The sequence below is a fragment of the Hydrogenophaga sp. 5NK40-0174 genome (assembly GCF_040372165.1).
In the GTDB taxonomy this organism is placed as follows: domain Bacteria; phylum Pseudomonadota; class Gammaproteobacteria; order Burkholderiales; family Burkholderiaceae_C; genus Hydrogenophaga.
In genome coordinates, this window is record NZ_BAABWG010000001.1 from 1,096,647 (window position 1) to 1,119,184 (window position 22,538).

Genomic DNA, 22,538 nt, shown 5'->3' on the forward strand with positions numbered 1-22,538 from the left:
TTCGGCCGCGAGAGCAGCGTAACGAACGCGCTGGCCTCGCGGCCGATTTCACGACAGGAACCTGCTATGCGCTGGCTCGACAAATTCGAAGAGTGGACCGTCATGCTGATGCTGGCGGCCATGACTGGCCTCACCTTTGTTCAGGTGGTCTTGCGGTACGGCTTCAACTCCGGCTTCAGCTGGGCGCTGGAACTGACCACCGTGTTTTTCGCGGCAATGATTTTTGTGGGCGCCTCCTACGGCGTTCGTGTCGGCGCTCATATCGGCGTTGATGCACTGGTGAAGCTCATGCCACCAGGGCCACGACGCTTCATCTCCATCATCGTGGTGGCGCTTTGCCTGGGCTATACGGGCATCGTGCTCTATGGCTCCATCACCTATGTGATGAAGATGAAAATGGTTGGCGTTGAAATGGAAGACATGCCTATTCCCATCTGGATGGTGCGCTCTCTGCTGCCCCTGGGATTTGGCTTGATTGCTTTCCGTTTTCTCCAGGTGCTGTGGCAATTGGTTACCGGCCAGTCCGACAGCCTGCACCTCGGCGACGAAGCCGCTGATGCCATGAAACTCAAAGCCGACGACTCCGAAGGAGCACAGGCATGAACACCGCCATTCTCTTTACCACCCTCTTCATCCTGATGGCCCTGGGCATGCCCGTGTCCATCTCACTCGGCCTGTCCAGTCTCTTGACCATTGTCCTGGTCGGACAAGACTCGCTGGCCAGCATGTCCATCAAGATTTTCGAGACCAGCGAACACTACACGCTGCTGGCCATTCCGTTCTTCGTGTTGGCCGGAGCGCTGATGAGCACCGGCGGCGTCGCCAAACGCATGGTGACCTTCGCCATTGCGGCGGTGGGCCACTTGCGCGGCGGCCTGGCCATCGCCAGTATCCTGGCCTGTACGTTGTTTGCTGCCGTTTCAGGCTCCAGCCCTGCTACGGTTGTCGCAGTGGGTTCCATCGTCATTGCCGGCATGGTCAAAAGCGGCTACCCCAAGGAGTTCGCTGCTGGCGCTATCTGCAATGCCGGCACCTTGGGTATCCTCATTCCGCCCTCTATCGTGATGGTGGTCTACGCGGCGGTGACCGAGGTTTCCGTTGGCCGAATGTTCATGGCCGGCGTCGTTCCTGGTATTTTGCTGGCACTGATGATGGCTTTCGCCGTCTGGTGGCGAGCAGGCAAGCTGACCCTGACCAAGACCGAACGCGCGAGCTTTGGCGAAGTCATGAGCAAGTTCCGGGATTCTGCCTGGGGCTTGATGTTGCTGGTCATCATCATGGGCGGCATCTATGGCGGCATCTTCACGCCAACCGAGGCAGCAGCGGTCTCGGCGGTATACGCCGTCTTTGTCGCTGTCGTGATCTACCGCGATATCGGTGTCAAGGATCTGCCCCATGTGTTCCTGGACGCAGGCAAAACCACCGTGATGCTGATGTTCATCATCGCCAATGCCCTGCTCTTCGCCCACGTGCTGACCACCGAACGCATTCCGCAAACCATTGCCCAGGCCATTCTGGAAGCAGGCATGCAGCCCTGGATGTTCTTGCTGGTGGTGAACATCATTTTGCTGATTGCGGGCAACTTCATGGAGCCCACGGGCATCATCCTGATCCTGGCACCGATCTTCTTCCCCATCGCCAACCACCTGGGCATCGACCCGATCCACCTGGGCATCATCATGGTGGTGAACATGGAGATCGGGATGATCACACCGCCTGTCGGGTTAAACCTGTTCGTGACCAGTGGCATAACTGGGATGAGTCTGGTGCAGGTGTCTCGTGCTGCGCTTCCCTGGCTGGCGCTACTGCTCGGCTTCCTGTTGCTGGTCACCTACATCCCGGCGATTTCGCTCACTCTGCCGAACCTGTTGTTCAATTGAGGTGCATGAACTGATAGCGCCAGGCTTCTCTTGTCTGGCACTCCAAGGCGACCCAAGTGGTCGCCTTTTTCATGCCCTGCAACACCCCTCGCCGGGATTGGCGTATCGGCGCAGGACCGCATCAGTCGAACGGTATTGGAGATAATGATTTCAGACATTCCTCTTCCAGAAAGCCAACATGACAAGACTCCAGAACAAGGTTTGCATCGTCACCGGCGGTGCACAGGGTATCGGGCTGGCAACGGCCAGAAAATTCGCTGCCGAGGGAGCGATCGTTGTATTGAGCGACCTCAGGCAAAGTGCAGTTGACGAGGCTGTCGCGGGCTGCGCAGGCCTGCCAGGTCAGGTGCAAGGGGAAGTGCTGGATGTGACCCAGCGCGAAAGCGTCGATCGCGTGGTGCAGAAAGTCATGGCAACCCACGGACGCATCGATGTACTGGTGAACAACGCCGGCATCACACAGGACGCCCGGCTGCAGAAAATGTCAGAAGCCCAGTTCGACAACGTCATCGACGTGAACCTCAAGGGCGTTTTCCACTGTGCCCAGGCCGTGGCTGACGTCATGGTTGAACAAGGCAGCGGCGTCATCCTCAATGCCAGCTCGGTGGTGGGCATTTACGGCAACTTCGGCCAGACCAACTACGCTGCAACCAAGTTCGGCGTGATCGGCTTTACCAAGACGTGGAGCCGCGAACTTGGCCCCAAAGGCGTACGAGTGAACGCGGTGGCACCCGGCTTCATTGCCACTCCCATTCTTTCGTCCATGCCTGAGAAGGTCATCGAAGACCTGGAGCACCGCGTCCCCCTCAAGCGGCTGGGGCGTCCTGAAGAAATCGCCAATGCCTACGCATTTCTCGCCAGCGACGAAGCCAGCTACATCAACGGCGCCGTCCTTGAGGTCAGCGGCGGCCTGACGGTATAAGCCTGTGTCGAGCACGGATCAGGACACCCCGCTCGACGGCGCCGCCAGGCGTCCGCACTCCCGCACGGAGCTGTTTGTCGCCTTCACCATACTGGCGCTTCAGGGTTTCGGCGGCGTACTGGCCGTGGTCCAGCGCGAGCTTGTCGAGAAGCGCCAATGGCTCACATCGGCCCAGTTCGTTGAAGACTGGGCTGTCGCGCAAATTCTGCCGGGCCCCAACGTCGTCAACCTGTCCATGATGATTGGTGGCCGCTACTACGGCCTCTCCGGTGCGCTTTCAGCCCTGTGCGGCATGCTGCTGGCTCCAACCCTGGTCGCGCTGGTCATGGCCGCCTTCTATGACTCCTTCTCCGACCTGGAAGCCGTTCAGGGTGCGTTGCGAGGCATGAGCGCGGTAGCCGCCGGCATGATCATTGCCACTGGTCTCAAACTGATCGCAGCACTTCGCACCAACCCCATGGGCATTGCCACCTGTGTGGCCCTGGCTGCAGCCAGCTTCCTCGCGATTGGCGTGATTCGATGGCCTCTTCTGGCTGTTCTTCCTGTGCTGGGCATTCTCGGCTGGGCCATCGCCTTTGAGCGCCTGAAGCCTTCAGAGGGGAGCCGGTCATGACGCTCGCATGGGACGACTGGCTGTCCATGTTCGTGCATTTCCTGTCACTGTCGCTGCTGGCTGTCGGAGGTGCCATCACCACCGCACCGGAGATGCACCGCTACCTGGTTGGCGAACGCGGCTGGCTCACGGACGGTGATTTTGGTGCTTCCATCGCTCTGGCACAGGCAGCCCCCGGCCCCAACGTGCTGTTCGTGCCATTGCTGGGCTGGCACCTGGGCATGGGCGCCAGTGCTGCCCTCCCCGATTGGCACCCGTGGTGGCTGGCCGGCGCTGGCGCATTCGTCGCCATGTTCGCCACTTTGCTGCCCTCATCCATCCTGACCTATTCCGCAACCCAATGGGGTCACCGAAACCGGCACCTTCGGTCCGTCCGAGCTTTCAAGGCCGGACTGGCGCCCATCGTGATCGCTCTGCTGGTCGCCACGGGATGGCTCATCGCCGTGTCCTCGGAAACTGCGCAGCCCCGTTGGCATGGACTGATGGTCACAGCCGTGGCCGCTGTGCTGGTATGGAAGACCCGCCTGCACCTGCTCGTGGTGCTGGCTGGAGGGGCTGTCGCTGGCATGCTCGGGTTCGTCTGACAGAGCAAAAAAAAGCCGGTCAGTGCGCCTGACCGGCCCTTGAACAGCTCAACCTCACTCACCCCTGTCAGTTCACCGGACGGCCCCCCGAGCCGTAAATCGTCAGGTCAATCGCATCAGAGGCCACAAATGGTGCCGACTGGCCATAGCCCAGGTTCAACTCACCCAGGCGAAGGCTGTCGATCGAGGCCAACGCGCTGCGCAAGCTGCTTCTCGAGGGTGATTTACCTGCTCGCTTGAGGCCCTCGACCATCATGTGCATGTTCAGCCACGACTCCAGCGAGCTACCGCTGGTCTGGAACGGCTCCGGCGCCCCCGCCTTCTTCATCGATGCATGGAACAGTCGAGACGTCGCAGACTTCATGGACCGAGCGTCCGGCCAGAGACTGACCGCTGCGTATCCACGCATCGCATCACCCAGCTTGTCGAATTCGGATGAAATGACGGACACCGAAAGTCCTGCCACCGGAATCGCGGCCGCCAGCTCCCGGAACGGTTTCATGAATGCCGTGTTGGCCGTACCGGTGGTCGCCAGCATCACCGCACCAACCTTGTCGGCCACCAGTTGCTGAGCCAGAGCAGCACCGTTGCTGCCATCGAGTGCCAGCTTGTACTCGCCTGCGGTGCTGACGCGAGCCTTGTCGAGCTCTGCGGCCATGAGGCCCTTGACCTCTTCGCCGAACCCGTTATCCAGATAGACGATGGCAATGCGCTGCAACCCCATGCCAGTCATCTGCTGCACCATTCGCTTGGCTTCATCGCCATAGCTGGGACGCACAAAAAAGATGTTCTGAGCGGCATCGGTGCGAAGAGATGGTGCACCAGTGACAGGACCAACCAGTGGAACGCCTTTTTCCTCCAGCATCTTGGCCACAGCCGCTGTGGTCGGCGTGCCCAGAATGGATATCAGCGCAAACACTTCGTCCTTCTCCAGCCAGGCGCTGACGTTCTCGGCGGTTTTCTTGGGGTTGTAGGCATCGTCGGCCACCACCAGCTTGATTTCGCGCCCATAGATTCCGCCGCGACCGTTGACCTCAGCCAGAACGGCCTTGAGCCCTTCCAGATGCGCCTTTCCGGCCCCGGCCAGAATTCCGGTCAGTGGAACACTCACACCCAGATTGATGTGGTTGTTCGAAATCGCGTTCCCGGCATAGGCCTGGACACCAAAGGTGCCCATGCCCGCCATGGCCAAGGCCTGAACCGAACGAAGGAGAAATTGGCGACGACTCATAAGCGGAAGTTCCAGTAAGAAAGACTGACCACCTCGCCCTGGCAGCAGCTTGTACAAAAACCGGAATCTTCGACTGCTGTGCAGGACGCGTGTACTTATGACCGCCATTCTAAGAACCCGAAGCCATTCGGGAGAAGGCGTAAATTCTCACTTCGTGAAACCACCCGCCGGGCGGTCCATTTCCCTGACAACCGGTTCAACAAGGGCTTTTCATTGCAAGATCTGCTACTAAAGCACTCATACCACCCCTGTTGAGAGCCTTATCAGGGTCGCGACAGACCCGCCAATCCCTTGATATCTATCGCCTCGGCGACACCTTTGAGCTCTTCGATGCCCACCCGCGTACCTGACAGCTCGACCATCACACCGTTCGGAAGCAGCATGGCCATCTCCGCCGACTGACCGCTTTTTCGGTATTGCTCCTTGATGGCATACCCATCGGCCTGATAGATGTTCGTCACCTCATCACCCTCTTCCTGGTGCAAGGTGACACTGGACCAGGCAGCCGCTGCCATCTTGAGCACAGGCGCCGCCCCGATGTCCATGACCTTCAGCTCGAGGCGCTTGTCCCCGTCCTGCGTGTAGCGTGCCTCGACACTGCTAAAAGCCATACCGACGTTTCCGTGGGTGGACTTGAAGGACTTGCGCGTCCAGTCCGCCACGCTCTCCGGCACAAATGGCTGCAAAGCCTCCGTCGACATCGCCTTGGCCTGCACACCTTCCTCTTCAGCCTTTTCCAGCGCCTCCTGCGCCGCCTCCATCTTGCCGGTATCCACCGAGATGTTCATTCCTGGAAGGTTGATGTCGACTTTGGCATGGTCGCCATCTTCATGCACGTCTACGTCATCGCGCCCGACGTCGGAGACCCCAAAGATCGCAGCCATGATCAGCCCGACCACAATGCCGCTGACCACCAAAGCCGCCGTGTAGCCCACGGTCTTCGACTTGGAGGCGATCATCATCAGCACAGGGGCACCGAGGTAAAGCGTATAAATCGTCCAGCACATCGCTCCCAGCGCGACCAGAAACCCCAGCACAGGCACCACACTCACCAGCGCGGCCAACCAGACCGCTGTCGATGCGTAGACCACCAGGCGGTACGCGCTGTCAAACGAACCCCGTCCGCCAAAAATCGGCGCCAGCGCCTTGGCCAGCCAGGCCAGCACAAATGTCCCTGCAACCAGCAAGATGAAATCCCGGACAAAGCCAAGCAAGGCTCCACCAAATGAATCAATGCCCCATACCCAGGCGGCCAGAAACTGGCCAAATGCCGAAATGCCAGCGAGCACCAGAACGTAGCCAAACAGCACGTCCTTGAAACCGGCGTTTTCTCCTTCAATCGAGGGCCAGGCTTTGCCCGGCTCCATGATCACCTGTTTGACGCGATCAACCACATTCATTACTCACTCCTCATCACAGAACCAAAAGACTGTTGCCGACCACAGCGTCAGCGAGGATTCTCGAAGAACACCGCGTTGGTGTAGTCACTGATCTCGAAATAGACTTTCTTCTCCCCGGGGTCCGCCACCATGTTCAGGTTCTCGTCCAGGACGCCGTAGCCATACCGGTAGTGTCTTGGCAGCCCGTCATCTGTCCCCAGGGCAGTGCTGATCTTGTCAATCTTGACAAAACGGCGCACCAGCTTGTCGCCAGCATATATCTCCAGCACACCATTGGTGCCCGTCCAGTTCTGGATCGAACGGCTGATCTTGTTTTGCTGTTCCTGGGTACAGGCAGCAAGGCCAATTACCAGTGCTGCTGAAACCACGGTCAGACAGAATCGCTTGAGCGTCTGTTGTGAATCGTCAGTCATCTTCATTCTCCATGTCCAATAGTTGGGGAAGCAGTTCTGCCGCAGGCCCACGCAGGCAAGCGGCGGCCAGGCTGTCGAGCTCGGTCGCCTCAGGGTTGACACAGACAACGCGCGCACCCGCCTGGGCCGCCACGCGTGCCAGTCCAGCCGCCGGATACACCACACCTGACGTGCCGATCACGAGCATGATGCTGCAACTTCTGGCCAGAATCTCGGCGGTCTCCAGTGCTTGCAGCGGGAGGTTCTCGCCAAACCACACCACGGCAGGTCGCAAAAGGTTGCCACAGCTTCGGCAGGCGGGAGGTTCCTCCTGGTTCAGGTTCTCCATGGAGCAACAGGAACGCTCTGCATCCAGCCATTTGTCCGCCATCAGGTCGCCATGCAAGGCAATCACCTCAGACTGACCTGCACGCTGATGCAAGCCGTCGACATTCTGGGTCACGACCCGCAGTCGGCCAGGGTGAGCCAGCTCGAACGCCTTCAGCGCGAGGTGCCCGGCATTGGGTTCAACTTTGGCCACCATTTCCCGCCGAGTCATGTACCAGCGCCATACCCGCTGCGGGTGAGCCCTGAAGGCCTGTTCAGTGGCCAGTTCCATGGGATCGTACTTCGCCCAGACGCCTGTATGGGCATCGCGAAACGTCGGTACGCCAGACTCCGCGCTGATCCCCGCGCCCGTCAAAGCCACCACAGATCTGGCCTGCGACAACCATCGACGGGCATTGGCCAGATCACTCATCGGCCGGCCGGACGCCTCTGTCTCAGTGCTTCGTACAGGCAAACGCCACTGGCAACCGACACATTCAGACTTTCGACGGCGCCCTGCATGGGAATGCTGACCAGCTCATCGCATGTCTTCCTCGTCAGCTGGCGCATGCCATCGCCTTCTGCGCCGAGCACCAGAGCCACCGGGCCATCAAGGTCCACGTCGTAAATGGTCTTCTCAGCGTCGCCACTGGTGCCGATCACCCAGACGTTGCGCTCCTTGAGTTCGCGCAGGGTTCGGGCCAGATTGGTGACCATGAGGTAGGGGACCGTCTCGGAAGCCCCGCTGGCCACTTTGGCCACGGTGGCATTGATCCCTGCTGCATGGTCCTTGGGGGCTACCACCGCATGAACACCAGCGCCATCGGCCACGCGCAAACAGGCGCCCAGATTGTGCGGGTCGGTGACACCATCGAGCACCAGCACCAGTGGTGCCTGCCCGGCGCCCTCGGCCTGATCAAGCACATCGTCCAGCGATCGCGCCTGAGCCTGGGCTTTTACGCGGGCAGCAACGCCTTGATGCCCATGGCTGCCTGCCAGTTTGGACAAACGCAGCCCATCCGCCTCAATCAGGCGGACGCCAGCCTCCTTGGCACGGGCAACAAACTGGCGCATGCGCGCGTCGCGCCGGCTGGCATCGAAATAGACTTCCTCTACCGTGTCAGGCGCCGCCTTGATGCGAACACTGACGGCATGAAAGCCGAAAAGAACTTTGGTCGAAGACATACGGTCATTATCGCCCCAGACCACCACTCACACCGCACCGCGTCAGCGGTTTGCTGCACATTCAGCTCACCAGGCGACCGGCATCGATCACCAGGCGTCGCTCGCACCTTCCTGCAATCATCTCGTCGTGCGTGACCAGCACCAGCGTCGTCTGCTGTTCCCGGTTGAGCTCGAACATCAGCTCCATCACTTTTGCCCCAGATGCGTGATCCAGGCTGCCTGTGGGTTCGTCGGCGAGAAGTACCTGTGGCCGTGTCACAAAGGCCCGAGCCAGGGCAACCCGCTGCTGCTCGCCCCCGGAGAGCACTTTGGGGTAATGCCCCAACCGCTGCCCCAGGCCGACACGCTCGAGCATGCTGGTTGCCCTTAAGCGGGCATCCCTGGCGCCCTCCAGTTCCAGCGGCAGCATCACGTTCTCCAGAGCGCTCAGGTTGCCCAGCAACTGGAAGCTCTGGAACACAAACCCCACCTTGCGCGCCCTCAGTGCGGCACGCTGATCCTCATCCAGGGCAAAAATGTCCTGCCGGTCGATCAAAACGGTTCCGGAACTGGGGGTATCCAGCCCTGCAATAATGGACAGCAATGTGCTTTTGCCTGAGCCAGAGGCGCCCACAATGGCCGCCGTTTGCCCGGACAGAAGCGAGAAGTTCACATCCAGCAAGATATCCAGGGAACCCGACGCGTCCTGAACGGTCTTGTTCACATGACGCACTTCAATCATGGACGACGGTTGGGGTGTATTCGAAGGATCAACAGACATGCGTATTCATAACCCGATGACTTGGACCAGACGCCACTTTACCGCGTCACTGACGGTGGCCATGCTGGCAGGGCCATTCGGATTCGGGCATGGCTTCGCACAAGCGGAGTCTGCGCCGCCGAACGGCAGCCAGGAGACCATTCTGGTGGTGGGTGACTCGCTCAGCGCCGAGTATGGTGTGGAGCGTGGTCGTGGCTGGGTGTCACTTCTGGCGCAGAAGCTGGCAAAGGAGCAGCCCGGTCTGAAGGTACACAATGCGGGCATCAGCGCCGACACCACCGCAGGAGGGCTGGGTCGCCTGCCGTCTCTCCTGCGTCGTCACCAGCCTGCCGTCGTGATCCTGGAGCTCGGTGCCAACGATGCGCTTAGGGGGCTGCCACTGTCAGCCACCGAACAAAACCTCGTCCGGATGATTGACCTGGCCAAGGGCGCTGGCGCCAAGGTACTGCTCGTGGGCATGCAGGTCCCACCAAACTATGGCCAGAAGTACACGGACGAGTTTCGGGACCTGTTTCCACGCCTGGCCAAGGATCAGCGTGTGCCTCTGGTGCCCTTTCTCCTCAAGAACGTGGCAGATGCCCAGAACCCGGCGGACCTGTTCCAAAGCGACCGCATGCACCCCAACGAGGATGCGCAACCACTGCTGCTGGACAATGTCTGGCCCGAGTTGAGCAAGTTGCTGCCCGCGTGAGCGGATAATCCGAGCATGCCAGTTCATACATTGCCCGCGTCAGAGGCCATCAAACGCCTTGATAGCTTTGACGAGATCATCGACGCCCGCACCGAAGACGAATTCGCCCTGGACCACGTCCCCGGCGCCATCAACTGGCCCACCCTGGACAGCCAGGAGCGGATCACCATTGGCACCATGTACAAGCAGGTCAATCCATTCGAGGCCAAGAAGCGCGGTGCAGCCCTCTCGGCGAGAAACATCGCCGACCACATAGAGCGATTTGTCATCGACAAACCCCGCGACTGGAAGCCCCTCGTGTACTGCTGGCGCGGCGGCAATCGCAGTGGTGCACTGGCCACCATACTGGGCGCGATCGGTTTCCACGTCACCTTGATCGAAGGCGGATACCGTTCATGGCGTGCCTCACTGGTGGACGACATTGCCCGCATCGCACCCCGGTTTCAGTACCGCGTGATCTGCGGCCCAACCGGCAGTGGCAAGACACGGCTGCTCAAGTCCTTGTCGGCCCTCGGCGCTCAGGCTCTCGATCTCGAAGATCTGGCTTGTCACCGCAGTTCCGTTCTGGGTCATATTCCGGGTGTTCCGCAGCCGAGCCAGAAGCACTTCGACAGCCTGATCTGGGATTTCCTGCGTCAGCTTGATCCGTCAAGACCCGTGTTTGTCGAGAGCGAAAGCAAGAAAGTTGGCAATGTCAGGGTCCCCGACGCCCTCATCGAAGCCATGCGTGGCAGCCCGTGCGTGGATGTCCAGTTGCCGGACGACGAAAGGGTGGAGTTGCTGCTGGAAGACTATCCGTTCTTCGTGACGGACACCGATCTGTTCTGCCAGCGTCTGGACGCCCTGGTGCAGCGACGTGGCCACGAAGCTGTCGACGGATGGAAAGAGGATGCGCGCAATGGAAAGACACGAGCCGTGGTCAAGGCATTGCTCACCGACCATTACGACCCGATGTACGCGGCGTCCATCAAGCGAAACTTCACGCAATACAGCCAGGCCTGGCCCTGTGAGGTGCCCAGCCGCACGCCCGAGGCCATGACCAAAGCCGCGACCAGCATGATTCGGTGGGCGGAAAAGGCTCAAGCCTCAACGCAAAGCTGATTCTCCCTGCCCACTTGTGAGTCGAGGGCGTCCGGTCAACGCTCAATCGTCATCGTCGGCGAACCCGTCATCGCTGTCCGAATCAATGTCGGCGTCCGATCCGTCATAGGAATCAGCATCGTCGCCTTGTGGATTCTGCTTGCGCTCGGCCTTCTGTCGCGCCTTCTCTTCCTTTTTGCGCTTCTTGGCCAGTTCACGCTGACGTTTCTCATACCCGTAGTTCGGTGTAGCCAACTGCAACCTCCTTCAAATGAATCGAATACGTGCGAACGCCCGGGCTCTACCGGGGTGCGCCCATGGCATCGAGTGCCTGTGACAGGTCTGCCTTGAGATCATCCACCGATTCCAGTCCGATGGCAAAGCGCACCAGATGTCCTGCATGCGCCCATGGACGGGTCCTCATCCGGGACATGGCGTAGGGTGCGCACAGACTCACAGGCCCGGCCCAGCTCCATCCCAGCCTGAAAAGCGACAGGCGGTCACAAAAAGCGTCCACTTCGCTCTGGCCATAACTTTCGTCAAAAACGACGCTGAACAGGCAGGCAGCCCCTTGCGCATCGCGCTGCCAGAACGCATGTCCTGGTGACCCTTCCAGCGCCGGGTGAAATACCTTCACCACCGGGGCCTGCTGTTGCATCCACAGGGCCAGCGCCCGTGTGGTCGCATCCTGGGCCGCGTACCGGGTCTTGATGGATGCCAGCCCACGAAGAACAAGCTCCGCATCGTTGGCACCGACACCCAGACCCAGCCGCATGTGGGTCAGCAATATCTGACGGTGCAAGCCGGGATCGCGCGTAACGACCGAGCCCATGAGGACATCGGCCCCGCCACTGGGGTACTTCGTGAGTGCCTGCATGACAATGTCGGCGCCCAGCTCGAACCCGTTGAATGCCAGACCGGCACCCCAGGTGTTGTCCAGGGCTCCCAGCACTTGGCGACTGCCCTTGGCGCGCCGGGAATTGGCGTCGCGAATGACAGCTGTCAATGCAGGCAGATCCGGGTACTCCAGCGATACCGAGCCAGGCACCTCCAGCCACACCAGTCGCGTCTTGTCGCTGATCATGCCGGCCAGATCCGCTGGATCCATCGGATCGTAGAAGCGGTGACTGATGCCCCATGCGAGAAGCTCGCCTTCTGCGAACGCCCGGTTCGGCCCGTACACATTGTCCGGCAGCAGCAATTCATCGCCTTGCTGCAGGAAGCTCATGTCCACCAGCGAGATGGCAGCCAATCCGCTGGGCGCCAGCACGCAATGCGCGCCACCTTCGAGCGTGGCTATGCGCTCTTCCAGCGTAAACGTCGTGGGCGTGCCGTGTAGCCCGTAGGTGTAGCCGCTCTTGTCCTTCCACTCGCGCTCACGCAAGGCCTTGACACTGTCAAAGAAGACGGTGGAAGCCTTGTGTACGCCTGGCGCACTGGCATCAAAACCCTCGGGAGGTTTATAGGGGTGGTGAATCAGGGTGGTGGAAATGTCCTGCTGGGTCATGCTGCCTCGCTCAAACCTTCCATTTGTCCAGCAACTGCTGAGGGCGAAGGCTGTCATAGCTCTCAAACGGCTGGTGAATCCAGGGGTTGGAGGGCAGAAACTCCACCGTGTAGTCCGGCGTGAAGATGGATGCCTGTTTGGTCCAGATCACTGCACTGCGCAGTTCGGTAATGGGCGGGTAGTTGTTGCGAAGCTGATCCATCACCGCCTTGAGCGTGTGGCCGGAGTCCGCCAGGTCGTCCACCAGCAGCACCTTGCCAGCGATCTCTCCCTTGGGGGTGGTGATATAGCGCGCAATGTCCAGGTGGCCCTGGACCGTACCGGCATTGGCCCGGTAGGAGCTGGTTGACATGATCGCCAGCGGCTTGTCAAACACTCGCGAGAGGATGTCTCCCGGGCGCATGCCCCCGCGCGCAAGGCAGAGAATGGTGTCAAACTCCCAACCCGATTGATGGACCTTGATGGCCAGCTTCTCGATCAGGTTGTGGTATTCGTCGTAGGAAACGTAGAGGTGCTTGCCGTCGTCAGTGAGCATGTGAAGTTGTGGTCGGGGGAAAAGGCCTTGCGGCAAAGTCCCATTCTGCCCCAAACCACGGGCAAACTCACCTCAGGACTGGTACGGATGGTGCAGCAAGATCGTGTGATCGCGATCAGGGCTGGTCGAGACCACGTGAATGGGTACGCCCGTGACCTCCTCAATGCGACGCAGATACTTCTGCGCATTGCGTGGCAGGTCTTCGTACTGGGTCACGCCCACAGACGACTCGCTCCACCCCGGCAGTGTTTCATAGATAGGCTGGCAGCGCTCGATATCGTCGGCGCCCATCGGCAGGATATCGATGGTTTCGCCGTCCAGCTCATAGCCCGTGCACAGCTTGAGCTCGGTCAGGCCATCGAGCACATCCAGCTTGGTCAGGCACAGGCCCGAGAGGCCGTTGACCTGGGCTGAGCGCTTGAGCAGCGCCGCATCGAACCATCCGCAGCGGCGGTCCCGGCCAGTGGTCACGCCCTTCTCGGCACCCACGGTCGACATGTGCCAACCCGGCGTCCCTTTGGTCTGCCAGTCCAGCTCCGTCGGGAACGGTCCACCGCCCACGCGTGTGCAGTAGGCCTTGGTGATGCCCAGCACGTAGTGCAGCATGCCCGGGCCCACGCCAGCGCCAGCGGCGGCATTGCCGGCCACGCAGTTGCTGGAGGTGACAAACGGATAGGTCCCGTGGTCAATATCCAGCAGCGTGCCCTGTGCGCCTTCAAACAGAAGGTTGACACCTTGCCTGTTGGCTTCGTTCAATTCGCGCGAGACATCGGCAATCATGGGTTTGAGGCGTTCGGCCTGCTCCATGGCTTCATCAAACACGGGTTGGAACTGGATTTCGCCGTCCACCATGTACTTGGCCATCTTTTCGTCCCACTGCAGGTCCGCAGAACCCAGGTAGGTCTTGAGCAGGTGATTGTGAACGGCCAGCAGCTCGCGCAACTTGGTCGCAAAGCGCTCGGGGTGCTTCAGGTCCTGCACTCGCAGCGCGCGGCGGGCGATCTTGTCCTCATAAGCCGGACCAATGCCACGACCCGTTGTGCCGATCTTGGCAGAGCCGGCGCGTTCCTTGGCCGCCTCACGGGCCACGTCGATGGCCACGTGGAACGGCAGGATCAGCGGGCAGCTCTCGCTCACACGCAGGCGATCGCAGACACTGACGCCAGCCTTCTCCAGCCCTTCAATTTCCTCGAAGAGCTTGCCGACCGACAGCACGACGCCGTTGCCGATGTAGCACTTGACGCCAGGCCGCATGATCCCGCTGGGAATCAGGTGAAGTGCTGTCTTGACGCCATTGATGACGAGGGTGTGGCCCGCATTGTGGCCGCCCTGGAAGCGAACGACACCGCGCGCGGTTTCCGTCAGCCAGTCGACCAGCTTGCCTTTGCCCTCGTCGCCCCATTGCGTACCGACGACCACCACGTTGCGCCCGGGTTGCACGGGGCTGCTGAGTTTGCTCATTGGAGACTTCCGTTCAGAGATCTTTGACGACCCAATCGCCGCTGGCGCCTGACTGCACCAACTCACGGTCACACTGGAATTCGTCGACTTCGTGTTCGTGTCCTGGCAGAACACACACCACGGTGTGGCCCTCAGAGCGCAACTGCCTGACTGCAGCTCTCAACTCGGGGTCGTTACCCCAGGGCGCGCGCACGGCCTGACCGAGCGCTTGTGGTGCCACCGCCAGCACCAGTTCTTTCACATCAAGGCTGAAGCCCACTGCCGGACGCTTGCGTCCGAACACAGCTCCCACCTCGTCATAACGGCCACCTCGGGCGACCTCGACCGCTTCACCACGACGCCCCTGGCTGAAGATCGCAAAGCGCATCCCGGTGTAGTAGGCATAACCCCGAAGATCAGCCAAGTCAATCGAAACGGACATGCCATCGGCATGCTGCGCCAGCCAGTCCATTTCGTCCAGCGCCTGATGCAGGGCTGGCGAAGGCTGCAATTGCGCTCGCGCGCGCTGCAGTACGTCCACGCCACCGAACAAATCGGTCAGCGCCAGCAAATCGGACCGGACAGCGCCCGGAAGAGGCTGAGCCAGAACAGCCAGCTCGGCTCGATCCTTGGCAGCCAACGCTGCATGGAATGCAGCCAGGGTCGTGTCGTCCAGCTCGACGGATGCCAGCACGGCGTCCACCACGCGAACATCGGAAATGTCGAGCTGCAGATCACTCAGACCAGCGTCGACCAGGCAGCGATGTGCCAGTTCAACCACTTCGGCATCGGCTTCCAAGCCTCCATGGCCGTAGATCTCGGCACCGAACTGCAGCGGTTCGCGCGTACCCGTCGGCCGATCGAGCCGGGTGTGCACCACCGGCCCGCAGTAGCACAGACGGGCCACGCCCTTTCGGTTGAGCAGATGCGCATCAATACGCGCAACCTGGGGCGTGCTGTCCGCACGCAGGCCCAAGGTGCGACCAGAGAGCTGGTCGACCAGTTTGAAGGTGTGCAGATCCAGCGCTTCGCCTGTTCCTGTCAGAAGCGAGTCGAGATGCTCAACCATGGGCGGCATGACCAATTCATAGCCATAGCTGCGGGCGGCGTCGAGCAGTCCCCGGCGAAGTTCTTCGATGTGCCGTGCCTCGGAGGGCAGGACATCGGCAATGTGATCCGGAAGGATCCAGGCAGACATGTAAAACCAGTGGGGTGCTGTTAAAACCGTGATTTTACAGATGTTGGAGACGCCACTTCCAAATGGGTGGCCGAGAACCTTTTCCGAGCGACTTTCGGCCCCTTGTCGGCAGTCAATCCAGCCATATCAGCAGTGCAGCGCCGATGCCTACAAGCAGGAGGCCGTAAAAACGAAGCTGGCCATCCTTGAACTGCAGCAGGTCGGTCAGCATGCGTCGCCAAGCGCGTGGCACCAGAAGCGGCAGCGCGCCCTCAAAGATGAGCATGAGCGCCACCGCCGTCCAGAACACCTCACCCATGGCGGGCCAGACCGTTCTGCAGGCCAGTGTCACTCAAAGACGGCACCTCACTTCCGGGACGCACTCTCACGCATGGCCTCGAAGAATTCCGTTGTGGACGGGTCGAGCACCAGCACATCTGAGTTTTGACCAAAGCTGTCGCGGTAGGCGTCCAGGCTACGGTAGAACTTGGCAAATGCCGGATCTTTGCCGAAGGCCTCTGCATAGGCCGCAGCAGCCTTGGCATCAGCCTCACCGCGAATCGCCTGAGAGGTGCGCGTCGCATCAGCCACAATTTCCTCGACCTCGCGGTCTGCCTCGGCTCGAATCTTCTCGCCCTCCGCAAAGCCCGTGGCCCGTTCTTCGTTCGCTGCACGCTTTCGCTCGGCAGACATCCTCTTGTAGACCTCGCCAGTGACGGCTTCCGCATAGTCCACGCGGGTAATGCGAACGTCGATGACATCCATGCCCCATGGCTTCTCTGCGTTGCCGACTGCCTTGACCACCTGACTCTTGACGTCTGACATCAGCTGTTCGCGACCCGAGGCCAGCAACTGGCTCAGGGTGCGCTTGTTCACTTCTTGCTGGAACGAGTCCCGAACCACACGCTGGAGTTGCCGACGGCCAGCATCTTCGGAGCGACCAACGTTTCGGATGTAGTCCTGAGGCTTGCTGATGCGCCAGCGGACGAACCAGTCGATCACCACACGCTGCTTCTCAGCCGTCAGCTGAGGTTCGGTGTCATCACTCTCCAGCGTCAGCAGGCGCTTGTCCACGTACACCACGTTCTGTAGCGGAGGCGGCAGCTTGAAATTCAGGCCCGGTTCTGTGACGACCTTCTTGATCTGACCCAACTGCAGCAGCACACCGAACTGGCGCTGATCCACCACAAAGAGCATGGAACTGCCGATAGCGGCCAGCACCAACAGGCTCACGATAAAGAAACCCAATCTGTTCATGATCACTTTCCCCCGTTGTGCTCAGCGGCCGCCACGGTCACGCGACCGCAGGTCATCACGGAGTGAGTTGTTGCTGTTCTGACTGCCCGACCCGGCACTCGTCCCTGCCGAAGTGTTGGACGAGCCGCTGTCGTTCGCTGCGGGCGCGCTCGCACCGGCAGCTCGCCGCGAGGACATTTCAGCGATTTTGTCCAGCGGCAGGTACATCACGTTCGAGCCGCTTCGCGTGTCGACCATGACCTTGGTCGTGTTGCGGTACACGTCCTTCATGGCATCGATATAGAGACGCTCGCGGGTGACCTGGGGTGCCTTGGCATACTCGGCCTGAATGGCGGCAAATCGCCTGGCATCACCTTCGGCCTGGGCCACGATTCGGGCGCGGTAGCCTTCTGCGTCTTCCACCATGCGTGAGGCCGTGCCTCGAGCCTTGGGCACCACATTGTTGGCATACGCCCGGGCTTCGTTCTTCTGGCGATCCCGTTCTTGCCTGGCCTTGAGAACGTCATCGAATGCGTCTTGCACCTGCACGGGCGGACGCACCAGCTGGATGTTCACGCCAACCACCTCAATGCCCACCTTGTAACGATCCAGGATCGTCTGCATCAGACCGCGCACGCGAGGAGCGATCTGGTCGCGTTCCTCAACCAGAGCATCATCCATCTTCATCTTGCCCACCACCTCGCGCACCGAGGTTTCCGCGGCCTTGACGACAGCGGTGACCGGGTCACTGGTTTCAAACAGGTAGGCACGAGCGTCATTCAGGCGGTACTGAACCACGAACCGGATGTCCACGATGTTCTCGTCGGCCGTCAACATGGAGGAGTCCCGCAGACCTGTGGCAGGAATCAGTCTGTCACCCCCAATGTCCACGGAGCGAAGTTGCGTCGTGGAAACTGTTTCGTGCCGCTCGAACGGATAAGGCAGACGCCACTGGAAGCCGGCATCGACGGTCTTACTGTACTTACCAAACCGCGTGATCACCGCCTGCTCACCTTCTTGCACGATGAAGATGCCGGTCCCTGCCCAGATCAGCAAAGCAATGACAACGATCATGCCAATGCCAAAGCGGGAAGCACCACTGCCGCCAGCGCCACCAGTGCCATGTCCGCCATTCTGGCGTCCACCGCCCTGACCGCCACCACCGAGAATGCCTCCCAGCTTGCGATTGAAATCGCGCCAGAGCTCATCCAGGTCTGGAGGACCCTGGTTAGGCCCCTGCCCTGGACGCTGTCCGCCAGGACGGTCCTCCTGTTGCGGGCGATCGCCCTGATCCGAAGGCTTGTCGTCTTGCCCCCAGCGCGGATCATTGAGGTTGTAAACCTCTGTATCAGAGGCCTCCACTGAGGGGCGCGCGGGCCGTCTATGCCAATTCACGTCCATTGTTGAATCACTTTTTGATCAGCTTTCGATAACTACATTGTGCCCAAATGGGAGTCGGGCTGTGCAGAGCCTTCGCCTTCCCCTGGGTCTGCGTCCGGATCTGCCCTGAACCGCGGATCATCCGTCTGCGCTTCGTCTCTGTTCAGGACCCGTTCTGCCAAGAGGTGTCGCAACTCGGTGAGCCCCATGCCCTCCTTGGCACTGACAAATATCCGAGGCAGGGTACGCCCGTCAAGTTCCATCAAATCCATCGATTGCCTTGGCCTGAGGTCTGGCGCAATGGCGTCAAGCTTGTTGAACACCAGAACCTGCGGAACCTCATCTGCACCGATTTCACGCAACACTTCAAAGACCGACTCGATCTGCTCGGGATGGCCCGGGTTGGACGCATCGACGACGTGAAGCAGCAGGTCGGCATCGATCGACTCCTGCAAGGTGGCCGCAAACGCCTCCACAAGCCCGTGGGGCAGATCACGGATGAACCCGACAGTGTCCGAGAGCGATATCCCGCACTGGGCCTCTTCGAGGTAGAGCTGGCGCGTAGTGGTGTCCAGGGTAGCAAACAACTGATCGGCGGCGTAGGAGCGTGCCTTGACCAGCGCGTTGAACAAGGAAGACTTGCCAGCGTTGGTATAGCCCACGAGTGAGACGCTGAATGTCTGGGTCCGTGTACGTCTGCGACGCTGAGTCGACCGCTGCCGCTTGACCTTCTCAAGCCTCTCCCGGGTTCGCTTGATGGCCTGACCAATCATCCGCCTGTCCAGCTCGATCTGGGTTTCACCTGGGCCACCGCGCATGCCGATACCACCGCTTTGCCGCTCCAGGTGGGACCAACGGCGAACCAGGCGAGTCGACAAATACTGAAGCCGCGCCAGCTCGACTTGCAACTTGCCTTCATGGCTGCGTGCTCGCTGGGCAAATATCTCGAGAATCAGCAATGTGCGGTCATTGACCGGAAGGCCAATGGCTCGCTCAAGGTTGCGTTGCTGCGCCGGACTGAGCGACTGATCGAACAGCACTTCAGAAGCACCCGTCGATTCCGCCAGCATCCGAATTTCGTCTGCCTTGCCCGAGCCGATGAACAGCGCGGCATCGGGTGCGCGCCGCTTGCAGGTGACGCGTTCGGCCACCTGATAGCCCGCGGTCTCAGCGAGCAGGCCCAACTCTTCGAGCTCACCGTCGAAATTGGGCAGGCCGAGGTCAACACCCACCAGAATCACCTTCGGTGATGCTGGTTTGGAGTGAGAGGTCTGTGTCAAGTTTTGCTAGTGGGGTGACTGCCGAGCCCTGCGAAGCAGGGCTCTTGCCGAGAAGAGACTCAGCTGGCAGATCCACCGTCCTGAGAGGCGACCGAAAACTGGATCGGACGGCCCGGAACGATGGTAGAGATGGCGTGCTTGTAAACCATCTGGGTCACAGTATTGCGAAGGAGAACCACGTACTGGTCAAAAGACTCGATCTGTCCTTGCAGCTTGATGCCGTTGACCAGGTAGATGGAAACGGGAACATGTTCCCTGCGAAGCTGGTTGAGGAATGGGTCCTGAAGAAGCTGGCCTTTGTTATTGCTCACGATATGCTCCGTGTTTGGAAAGTTGAGTAAGAATGGCACCTTAACACAGCCGGATGCCCCGGAACTCAGCGTTTCGCTGAATCCTGCTCGGCATAGGGGTTGTGGGATGTCTTGAATTCAATCCGCAGCGGTGTACCAACGAGGTTGAAAGCTTTACGAAAGCGCCCCTCCAGGAATCGCCTGTAGACCTCAGGTATCTTTTCCAGCGAATTTCCGTGGATGACGATGATTGGCGGATTCATGCCGCCCTGGTGGGCATACCGCATCTTGGGGCGATACATGCCTGAGCGTGGCGGCGCCTGGAAGGCCACAGACTCCTGCAGGAGCCGCGTCAACGCTGGAGTAGACATCTTGCGCATCGCGGCAGCATGCGCCTGTGCGATGGACTTCCAGACCGGCCCCAACCCCTGTCGCTTGCGCGCGGAAATATGGTGGATCGGAGCAAATTTGAGAAACGCCAGTCGGTTCTCGATCTGTCTGAGCAATTGCTCGCGCTGATAGCTGTCGACTGCATCCCATTTGTTCACCGCCAGCACCACGGCACGGCCACTTTCCAGCACAAAGCCGGCAATGTGGGCATCCTGGTCGGTCACGCCCTGAGTCGCGTCGAGCAGCAGCAGAACGACATGCGCCTTCTCGATGGCCTGCAAGGTCTTGACCACCGAGAACTTTTCGATGGCCTCAAACACCTTGCCTTTGCGGCGCAAACCAGCCGTGTCGATGAGTTCGAACTGCTTGCCATCGCGTTCAAACGGCACACTGATGGCATCGCGAGTCGTTCCGGGTAGATCGAAGGCCACCAGACGCTCCTCACCCAGCCAGGCATTGATCAGCGTCGATTTGCCCACATTCGGCCGGCCCGCAACGGCCAGCCGGATCGTCCCGTCTTCCTCGGCATCCTCGTCAAGATCGTCTTCTGAGGCCCCTGGCAACATGTCCAGTGCAGCATCCAGCATCGTGCGGACGCCCTGCCCGTGCGCGCTGGAAACCGGAAGCACCTCACCGAGCCCGAGTTCGTAGAACTCGCTGAGCTGCATGCCCTGCGTCATGCCTTCAGATTTGTTAGCCACCAACAGGCATGGTTTGCCAAGGCGCCGAAGGTAGTTGGCGATATCGTGATCCTGCGCGCTGACACCCGCCCGGGCATCAACGACGAAGATCACTGCGTCAGACTCGGCGACAGCTTGCTGGGTCTGCTTGGCCATTTCCTTGAAGATGCCATCTCCCGCGTCCGGCTCGAATCCACCGGTGTCAATCACGATGAATTCGCGACCGCCTGCCTTGCCTGTGCCGTAGTGCCTGTCGCGGGTCAGCCCGGAGAAGTCGGCGACGATGGCATCGCGCGTACCGGTCAACCGGTTGTAGAGCGTCGATTTGCCCACATTGGGACGACCGACCAAGGCGATGATGGGCTTCACTTTGAACCTGCTGACGCGTACAAGAAATGGCTGGAAATCAATCCGGGGACAGGCTTACTCAGGCCGCCAGGCAAAGAGGCCACCCTTTTGGGTCTGGACCACGAGGACATCGCCAGCCAATACAGGGGACCCCACCACAGGAGATCCGTCGGTCGAAAGGCGATTGAGTTCACTGCCGTCCTTGCGGGAAACCAGGTGCACCCATCCGTCTGCGTCTCCAATGGCCACCGACTGCCCAAGCAGCCTTGGCGCCGTGAGCTGGCGGTACTTGAGACGTGCATTGGACCAGAGTTCTGCTCCGGTGGCACGGTTCCAGGCCCGTACAACGCCGTCGGCGTCCGAACCAATCACCATTTCTGCATCGCCACTCACGCCAGCTGCGCCCTGGTCTGCATTCGACCAGATGGTCCTTCCGGCCACAGCATCGACGCAGCCTACACGAGACGAGAAAGACCGGACACAGACCGACTCACCCAGACGGGCGTACGGCGCGACCAGATCGACCAGACGCTCCACCTCATTGGTGCCACGCGGATTGGCGACAGTGGCTGTCCAGCGGATGCGCCCTGCATCGGGGTCGATACCTGCGAGGTAGCCGGACAAGCCGACAACCAGCGTATTGCCGACGGCGAGCATCACGCCTGGCTGCTGCAGGACGAGTGGCTCGCCTGGCCGTGACAACGCCCAGAGTCTGGCACCGTTGCCAGCGTCGAAAGCCGCCACGGATCGGTCGGCCTGGTGAACAAACACTCGGCCACCAGCAACCACAGGGCGCGTGAAGGAACGAGCAGGCAGTCGCTTGCGCCATGCCTCTTTGCCCTCTTCGACGACCACCAGGTCATTTTCTGCGGTGATGATGGCGGCAGTCCGGCCATCGTAGCCAGCAGGCGAAGAGGCTGGCGCCCCCAAGTCAACCCGCCACATGGACTTTCCTGACCCCGAGTCCAGTGCCAACAGTGCGTCGTCGGCGCCTGCCACCAGCAAAAGACCATGCTCAACCGTCGGTGCGACGGAACTGCCGCTGGCGCCCACATTGCCTTTCCATGCCAGCTTGACACCCATCAGCGGAGAGACGGCGGCCAGAGGGGCAGGCTCCGGCCGCTTGGCACTGGGTGAACAGGCAGCCATGACCAAGCAGGACAAGACGGCCAGGGCCGCGCGGCTGGCAGAAAGAGTTGGGATCATCTTG

At 60.5% G+C, this 22,538-nt stretch carries 25 protein-coding genes; 7 read left to right on the forward strand and 18 right to left on the reverse strand.

What is annotated here, in order from left to right; all coding sequences use genetic code 11:
- Nucleotides 1–66: 66 nt before the first annotated feature.
- The 5 genes from ABWV89_RS05065 to ABWV89_RS05085 all read left to right on the forward strand — a co-directional run bounded on the left by ABWV89_RS05065 (nt 67) and on the right by ABWV89_RS05085 (nt 3,999).
- Entirely contained in the window at nt 67–603 is a 537-nt protein-coding gene (locus ABWV89_RS05065; protein ID WP_353394909.1) for a TRAP transporter small permease, read from the forward strand.
- Nucleotides 600–1,880: a TRAP transporter large permease gene (locus ABWV89_RS05070; RefSeq protein WP_353394911.1), complete on the forward strand. Its 1,281-nt coding sequence runs from the start codon at nt 600–602 to the stop codon at nt 1,878–1,880. The genes ABWV89_RS05065 and ABWV89_RS05070 overlap by 4 nt, the downstream gene beginning before the upstream one ends.
- A gap of 178 nt (nt 1,881–2,058) precedes the next feature.
- Nucleotides 2,059–2,802: a 3-oxoacyl-ACP reductase FabG gene (gene fabG / locus ABWV89_RS05075; protein ID WP_353394913.1), complete on the forward strand. Its 744-nt coding sequence runs from the start codon at nt 2,059–2,061 to the stop codon at nt 2,800–2,802.
- A gap of 4 nt (nt 2,803–2,806) precedes the next feature.
- On the forward strand, nt 2,807–3,415 hold the full coding sequence (locus ABWV89_RS05080) for a chromate transporter (protein WP_353394916.1): 609 nt from the start codon (nt 2,807–2,809) through the stop codon (nt 3,413–3,415).
- Nucleotides 3,412–3,999, forward strand: coding sequence for a chromate transporter (locus ABWV89_RS05085; RefSeq protein ID WP_353394919.1), 588 nt, complete (start codon nt 3,412–3,414; stop codon nt 3,997–3,999). The genes ABWV89_RS05080 and ABWV89_RS05085 overlap by 4 nt, the downstream gene beginning before the upstream one ends.
- Before the next feature lie 67 nt (nt 4,000–4,066).
- On the opposite strand, the gene ABWV89_RS05090 is transcribed toward ABWV89_RS05085, so the two are convergent.
- The 6 genes from ABWV89_RS05090 to ABWV89_RS05115 form a co-directional block, all read right to left on the reverse strand.
- On the reverse strand, nt 4,067–5,230 hold the full coding sequence (locus ABWV89_RS05090) for an ABC transporter substrate-binding protein (protein ID WP_353394921.1): 1,164 nt from the start codon (nt 5,228–5,230) through the stop codon (nt 4,067–4,069).
- A 263-nt stretch (nt 5,231–5,493) separates the two neighbouring features.
- Complete coding sequence (locus ABWV89_RS05095) at nt 5,494–6,630, reverse strand: Yip1 family protein (protein WP_353394923.1); 1,137 nt, start codon at nt 6,628–6,630, stop codon at nt 5,494–5,496.
- 47 nt (nt 6,631–6,677) lie between these two features.
- On the reverse strand, nt 6,678–7,043 hold the full coding sequence (locus ABWV89_RS05100; RefSeq protein WP_353394926.1) for a hypothetical protein: 366 nt from the start codon (nt 7,041–7,043) through the stop codon (nt 6,678–6,680).
- Nucleotides 7,036–7,782 (reverse strand): SIR2 family NAD-dependent protein deacylase, encoded by a 747-nt coding sequence (locus ABWV89_RS05105; RefSeq protein WP_353394928.1) that lies wholly within the window; start codon nt 7,780–7,782, stop codon nt 7,036–7,038. The genes ABWV89_RS05100 and ABWV89_RS05105 overlap by 8 nt, the downstream gene beginning before the upstream one ends.
- Nucleotides 7,779–8,534, reverse strand: a complete 756-nt coding sequence (gene rlmB / locus ABWV89_RS05110) for a 23S rRNA (guanosine(2251)-2'-O)-methyltransferase RlmB (protein ID WP_353394930.1) — start codon at nt 8,532–8,534, stop codon at nt 7,779–7,781. The genes ABWV89_RS05105 and rlmB overlap by 4 nt, the downstream gene beginning before the upstream one ends.
- 61 nt (nt 8,535–8,595) lie before the next feature.
- Complete coding sequence (locus ABWV89_RS05115) at nt 8,596–9,294, reverse strand: ABC transporter ATP-binding protein (protein WP_353394933.1); 699 nt, start codon at nt 9,292–9,294, stop codon at nt 8,596–8,598.
- Between ABWV89_RS05115 and ABWV89_RS05120 the strand changes: the two genes are divergently transcribed.
- Entirely contained in the window at nt 9,293–9,985 is a 693-nt protein-coding gene (locus tag ABWV89_RS05120) for an arylesterase (RefSeq protein WP_353394936.1), read from the forward strand. The two genes, ABWV89_RS05115 and ABWV89_RS05120, sit on opposite strands and share 2 nt — an antisense overlap.
- Nucleotides 9,986–10,000: 15 nt before the next feature.
- Nucleotides 10,001–11,086, forward strand: a complete 1,086-nt coding sequence (gene mnmH, locus ABWV89_RS05125) for a tRNA 2-selenouridine(34) synthase MnmH (RefSeq protein ID WP_353394938.1) — start codon at nt 10,001–10,003, stop codon at nt 11,084–11,086.
- A 42-nt stretch (nt 11,087–11,128) separates the two neighbouring features.
- On the opposite strand, the gene ABWV89_RS05130 is transcribed toward mnmH, so the two are convergent.
- The 12 genes from ABWV89_RS05130 to bamB form a co-directional block, all read right to left on the reverse strand.
- Nucleotides 11,129–11,320, reverse strand: coding sequence for a hypothetical protein (locus tag ABWV89_RS05130; RefSeq protein ID WP_353394940.1), 192 nt, complete (start codon nt 11,318–11,320; stop codon nt 11,129–11,131).
- A 46-nt stretch (nt 11,321–11,366) separates the two neighbouring features.
- Nucleotides 11,367–12,572: a PLP-dependent transferase gene (locus ABWV89_RS05135; protein ID WP_353394941.1), complete on the reverse strand. Its 1,206-nt coding sequence runs from the start codon at nt 12,570–12,572 to the stop codon at nt 11,367–11,369.
- 10 nt (nt 12,573–12,582) lie between these two features.
- The gene (locus ABWV89_RS05140; protein ID WP_353394943.1) at nt 12,583–13,107 is read right to left on the reverse strand and encodes a phosphoribosyltransferase; all 525 of its coding nucleotides are present in this window, start codon (nt 13,105–13,107) and stop codon (nt 12,583–12,585) included.
- 72 nt (nt 13,108–13,179) lie between these two features.
- Nucleotides 13,180–14,568: an adenylosuccinate synthase gene (locus tag ABWV89_RS05145; protein ID WP_353394945.1), complete on the reverse strand. Its 1,389-nt coding sequence runs from the start codon at nt 14,566–14,568 to the stop codon at nt 13,180–13,182.
- Between the two features lie 13 nt (nt 14,569–14,581).
- A complete protein-coding gene (locus tag ABWV89_RS05150) occupies nt 14,582–15,745 on the reverse strand; it encodes an ATP phosphoribosyltransferase regulatory subunit (protein WP_353394947.1) in 1,164 nt (387 codons plus the stop codon).
- A gap of 112 nt (nt 15,746–15,857) precedes the next feature.
- On the reverse strand, nt 15,858–16,076 hold the full coding sequence (locus ABWV89_RS05155; RefSeq protein ID WP_353394949.1) for a DUF2065 domain-containing protein: 219 nt from the start codon (nt 16,074–16,076) through the stop codon (nt 15,858–15,860).
- A 14-nt stretch (nt 16,077–16,090) separates the two neighbouring features.
- Entirely contained in the window at nt 16,091–16,981 is an 891-nt protein-coding gene (gene hflC, locus ABWV89_RS05160) for a protease modulator HflC (RefSeq protein ID WP_353394951.1), read from the reverse strand.
- A gap of 21 nt (nt 16,982–17,002) precedes the next feature.
- On the reverse strand, nt 17,003–18,361 hold the full coding sequence (gene hflK / locus ABWV89_RS05165) for an FtsH protease activity modulator HflK (protein ID WP_502903133.1): 1,359 nt from the start codon (nt 18,359–18,361) through the stop codon (nt 17,003–17,005).
- A gap of 32 nt (nt 18,362–18,393) precedes the next feature.
- Nucleotides 18,394–19,581: a GTPase HflX gene (hflX, locus tag ABWV89_RS05170; RefSeq protein ID WP_353395178.1), complete on the reverse strand. Its 1,188-nt coding sequence runs from the start codon at nt 19,579–19,581 to the stop codon at nt 18,394–18,396.
- A gap of 98 nt (nt 19,582–19,679) precedes the next feature.
- On the reverse strand, nt 19,680–19,931 hold the full coding sequence (hfq, locus tag ABWV89_RS05175; protein WP_353394955.1) for an RNA chaperone Hfq: 252 nt from the start codon (nt 19,929–19,931) through the stop codon (nt 19,680–19,682).
- Between the two features lie 65 nt (nt 19,932–19,996).
- Nucleotides 19,997–21,349: a ribosome biogenesis GTPase Der gene (gene der, locus ABWV89_RS05180; protein WP_353394957.1), complete on the reverse strand. Its 1,353-nt coding sequence runs from the start codon at nt 21,347–21,349 to the stop codon at nt 19,997–19,999.
- Between the two features lie 54 nt (nt 21,350–21,403).
- The gene (gene bamB, locus ABWV89_RS05185; protein WP_353395179.1) at nt 21,404–22,534 is read right to left on the reverse strand and encodes an outer membrane protein assembly factor BamB; all 1,131 of its coding nucleotides are present in this window, start codon (nt 22,532–22,534) and stop codon (nt 21,404–21,406) included.
- Nucleotides 22,535–22,538 lie beyond the last annotated feature (4 nt).

What these genes read in the sequence shown, in the direction of transcription:
- ABWV89_RS05065 (WP_353394909.1), top strand. Translation starts at nt 67, where the DNA reads ATGCGCTGGCTCGACAAATTCGAAGAGTGGACCGTCATGCTGATGCTG.
- ABWV89_RS05070 (WP_353394911.1), top strand. Translation starts at nt 600, where the DNA reads ATGAACACCGCCATTCTCTTTACCACCCTCTTCATCCTGATGGCCCTG.
- fabG (WP_353394913.1), top strand. Translation starts at nt 2,059, where the DNA reads ATGACAAGACTCCAGAACAAGGTTTGCATCGTCACCGGCGGTGCACAG.
- ABWV89_RS05085 (WP_353394919.1), top strand. Translation starts at nt 3,412, where the DNA reads ATGACGCTCGCATGGGACGACTGGCTGTCCATGTTCGTGCATTTCCTG.
- ABWV89_RS05090 (WP_353394921.1), bottom strand. Translation starts at nt 5,230, where the DNA reads ATGAGTCGTCGCCAATTTCTCCTTCGTTCGGTTCAGGCCTTGGCCATG.
- ABWV89_RS05095 (WP_353394923.1), bottom strand. Translation starts at nt 6,630, where the DNA reads ATGAATGTGGTTGATCGCGTCAAACAGGTGATCATGGAGCCGGGCAAA.
- ABWV89_RS05100 (WP_353394926.1), bottom strand. Translation starts at nt 7,043, where the DNA reads ATGACTGACGATTCACAACAGACGCTCAAGCGATTCTGTCTGACCGTG.
- ABWV89_RS05105 (WP_353394928.1), bottom strand. Translation starts at nt 7,782, where the DNA reads ATGAGTGATCTGGCCAATGCCCGTCGATGGTTGTCGCAGGCCAGATCT.
- rlmB (WP_353394930.1), bottom strand. Translation starts at nt 8,534, where the DNA reads ATGTCTTCGACCAAAGTTCTTTTCGGCTTTCATGCCGTCAGTGTTCGC.
- ABWV89_RS05120 (WP_353394936.1), top strand. Translation starts at nt 9,293, where the DNA reads ATGCGTATTCATAACCCGATGACTTGGACCAGACGCCACTTTACCGCG.
- ABWV89_RS05115 (WP_353394933.1), bottom strand. Translation starts at nt 9,294, where the DNA reads ATGTCTGTTGATCCTTCGAATACACCCCAACCGTCGTCCATGATTGAA.
- mnmH (WP_353394938.1), top strand. Translation starts at nt 10,001, where the DNA reads ATGCCAGTTCATACATTGCCCGCGTCAGAGGCCATCAAACGCCTTGAT.
- ABWV89_RS05135 (WP_353394941.1), bottom strand. Translation starts at nt 12,572, where the DNA reads ATGACCCAGCAGGACATTTCCACCACCCTGATTCACCACCCCTATAAA.
- ABWV89_RS05140 (WP_353394943.1), bottom strand. Translation starts at nt 13,107, where the DNA reads ATGCTCACTGACGACGGCAAGCACCTCTACGTTTCCTACGACGAATAC.
- ABWV89_RS05145 (WP_353394945.1), bottom strand. Translation starts at nt 14,568, where the DNA reads ATGAGCAAACTCAGCAGCCCCGTGCAACCCGGGCGCAACGTGGTGGTC.
- ABWV89_RS05150 (WP_353394947.1), bottom strand. Translation starts at nt 15,745, where the DNA reads ATGTCTGCCTGGATCCTTCCGGATCACATTGCCGATGTCCTGCCCTCC.
- hflC (WP_353394951.1), bottom strand. Translation starts at nt 16,981, where the DNA reads ATGAACAGATTGGGTTTCTTTATCGTGAGCCTGTTGGTGCTGGCCGCT.
- hflK (WP_502903133.1), bottom strand. Translation starts at nt 18,361, where the DNA reads ATGGACGTGAATTGGCATAGACGGCCCGCGCGCCCCTCAGTGGAGGCC.
- bamB (WP_353395179.1), bottom strand. Translation starts at nt 22,534, where the DNA reads ATGATCCCAACTCTTTCTGCCAGCCGCGCGGCCCTGGCCGTCTTGTCC.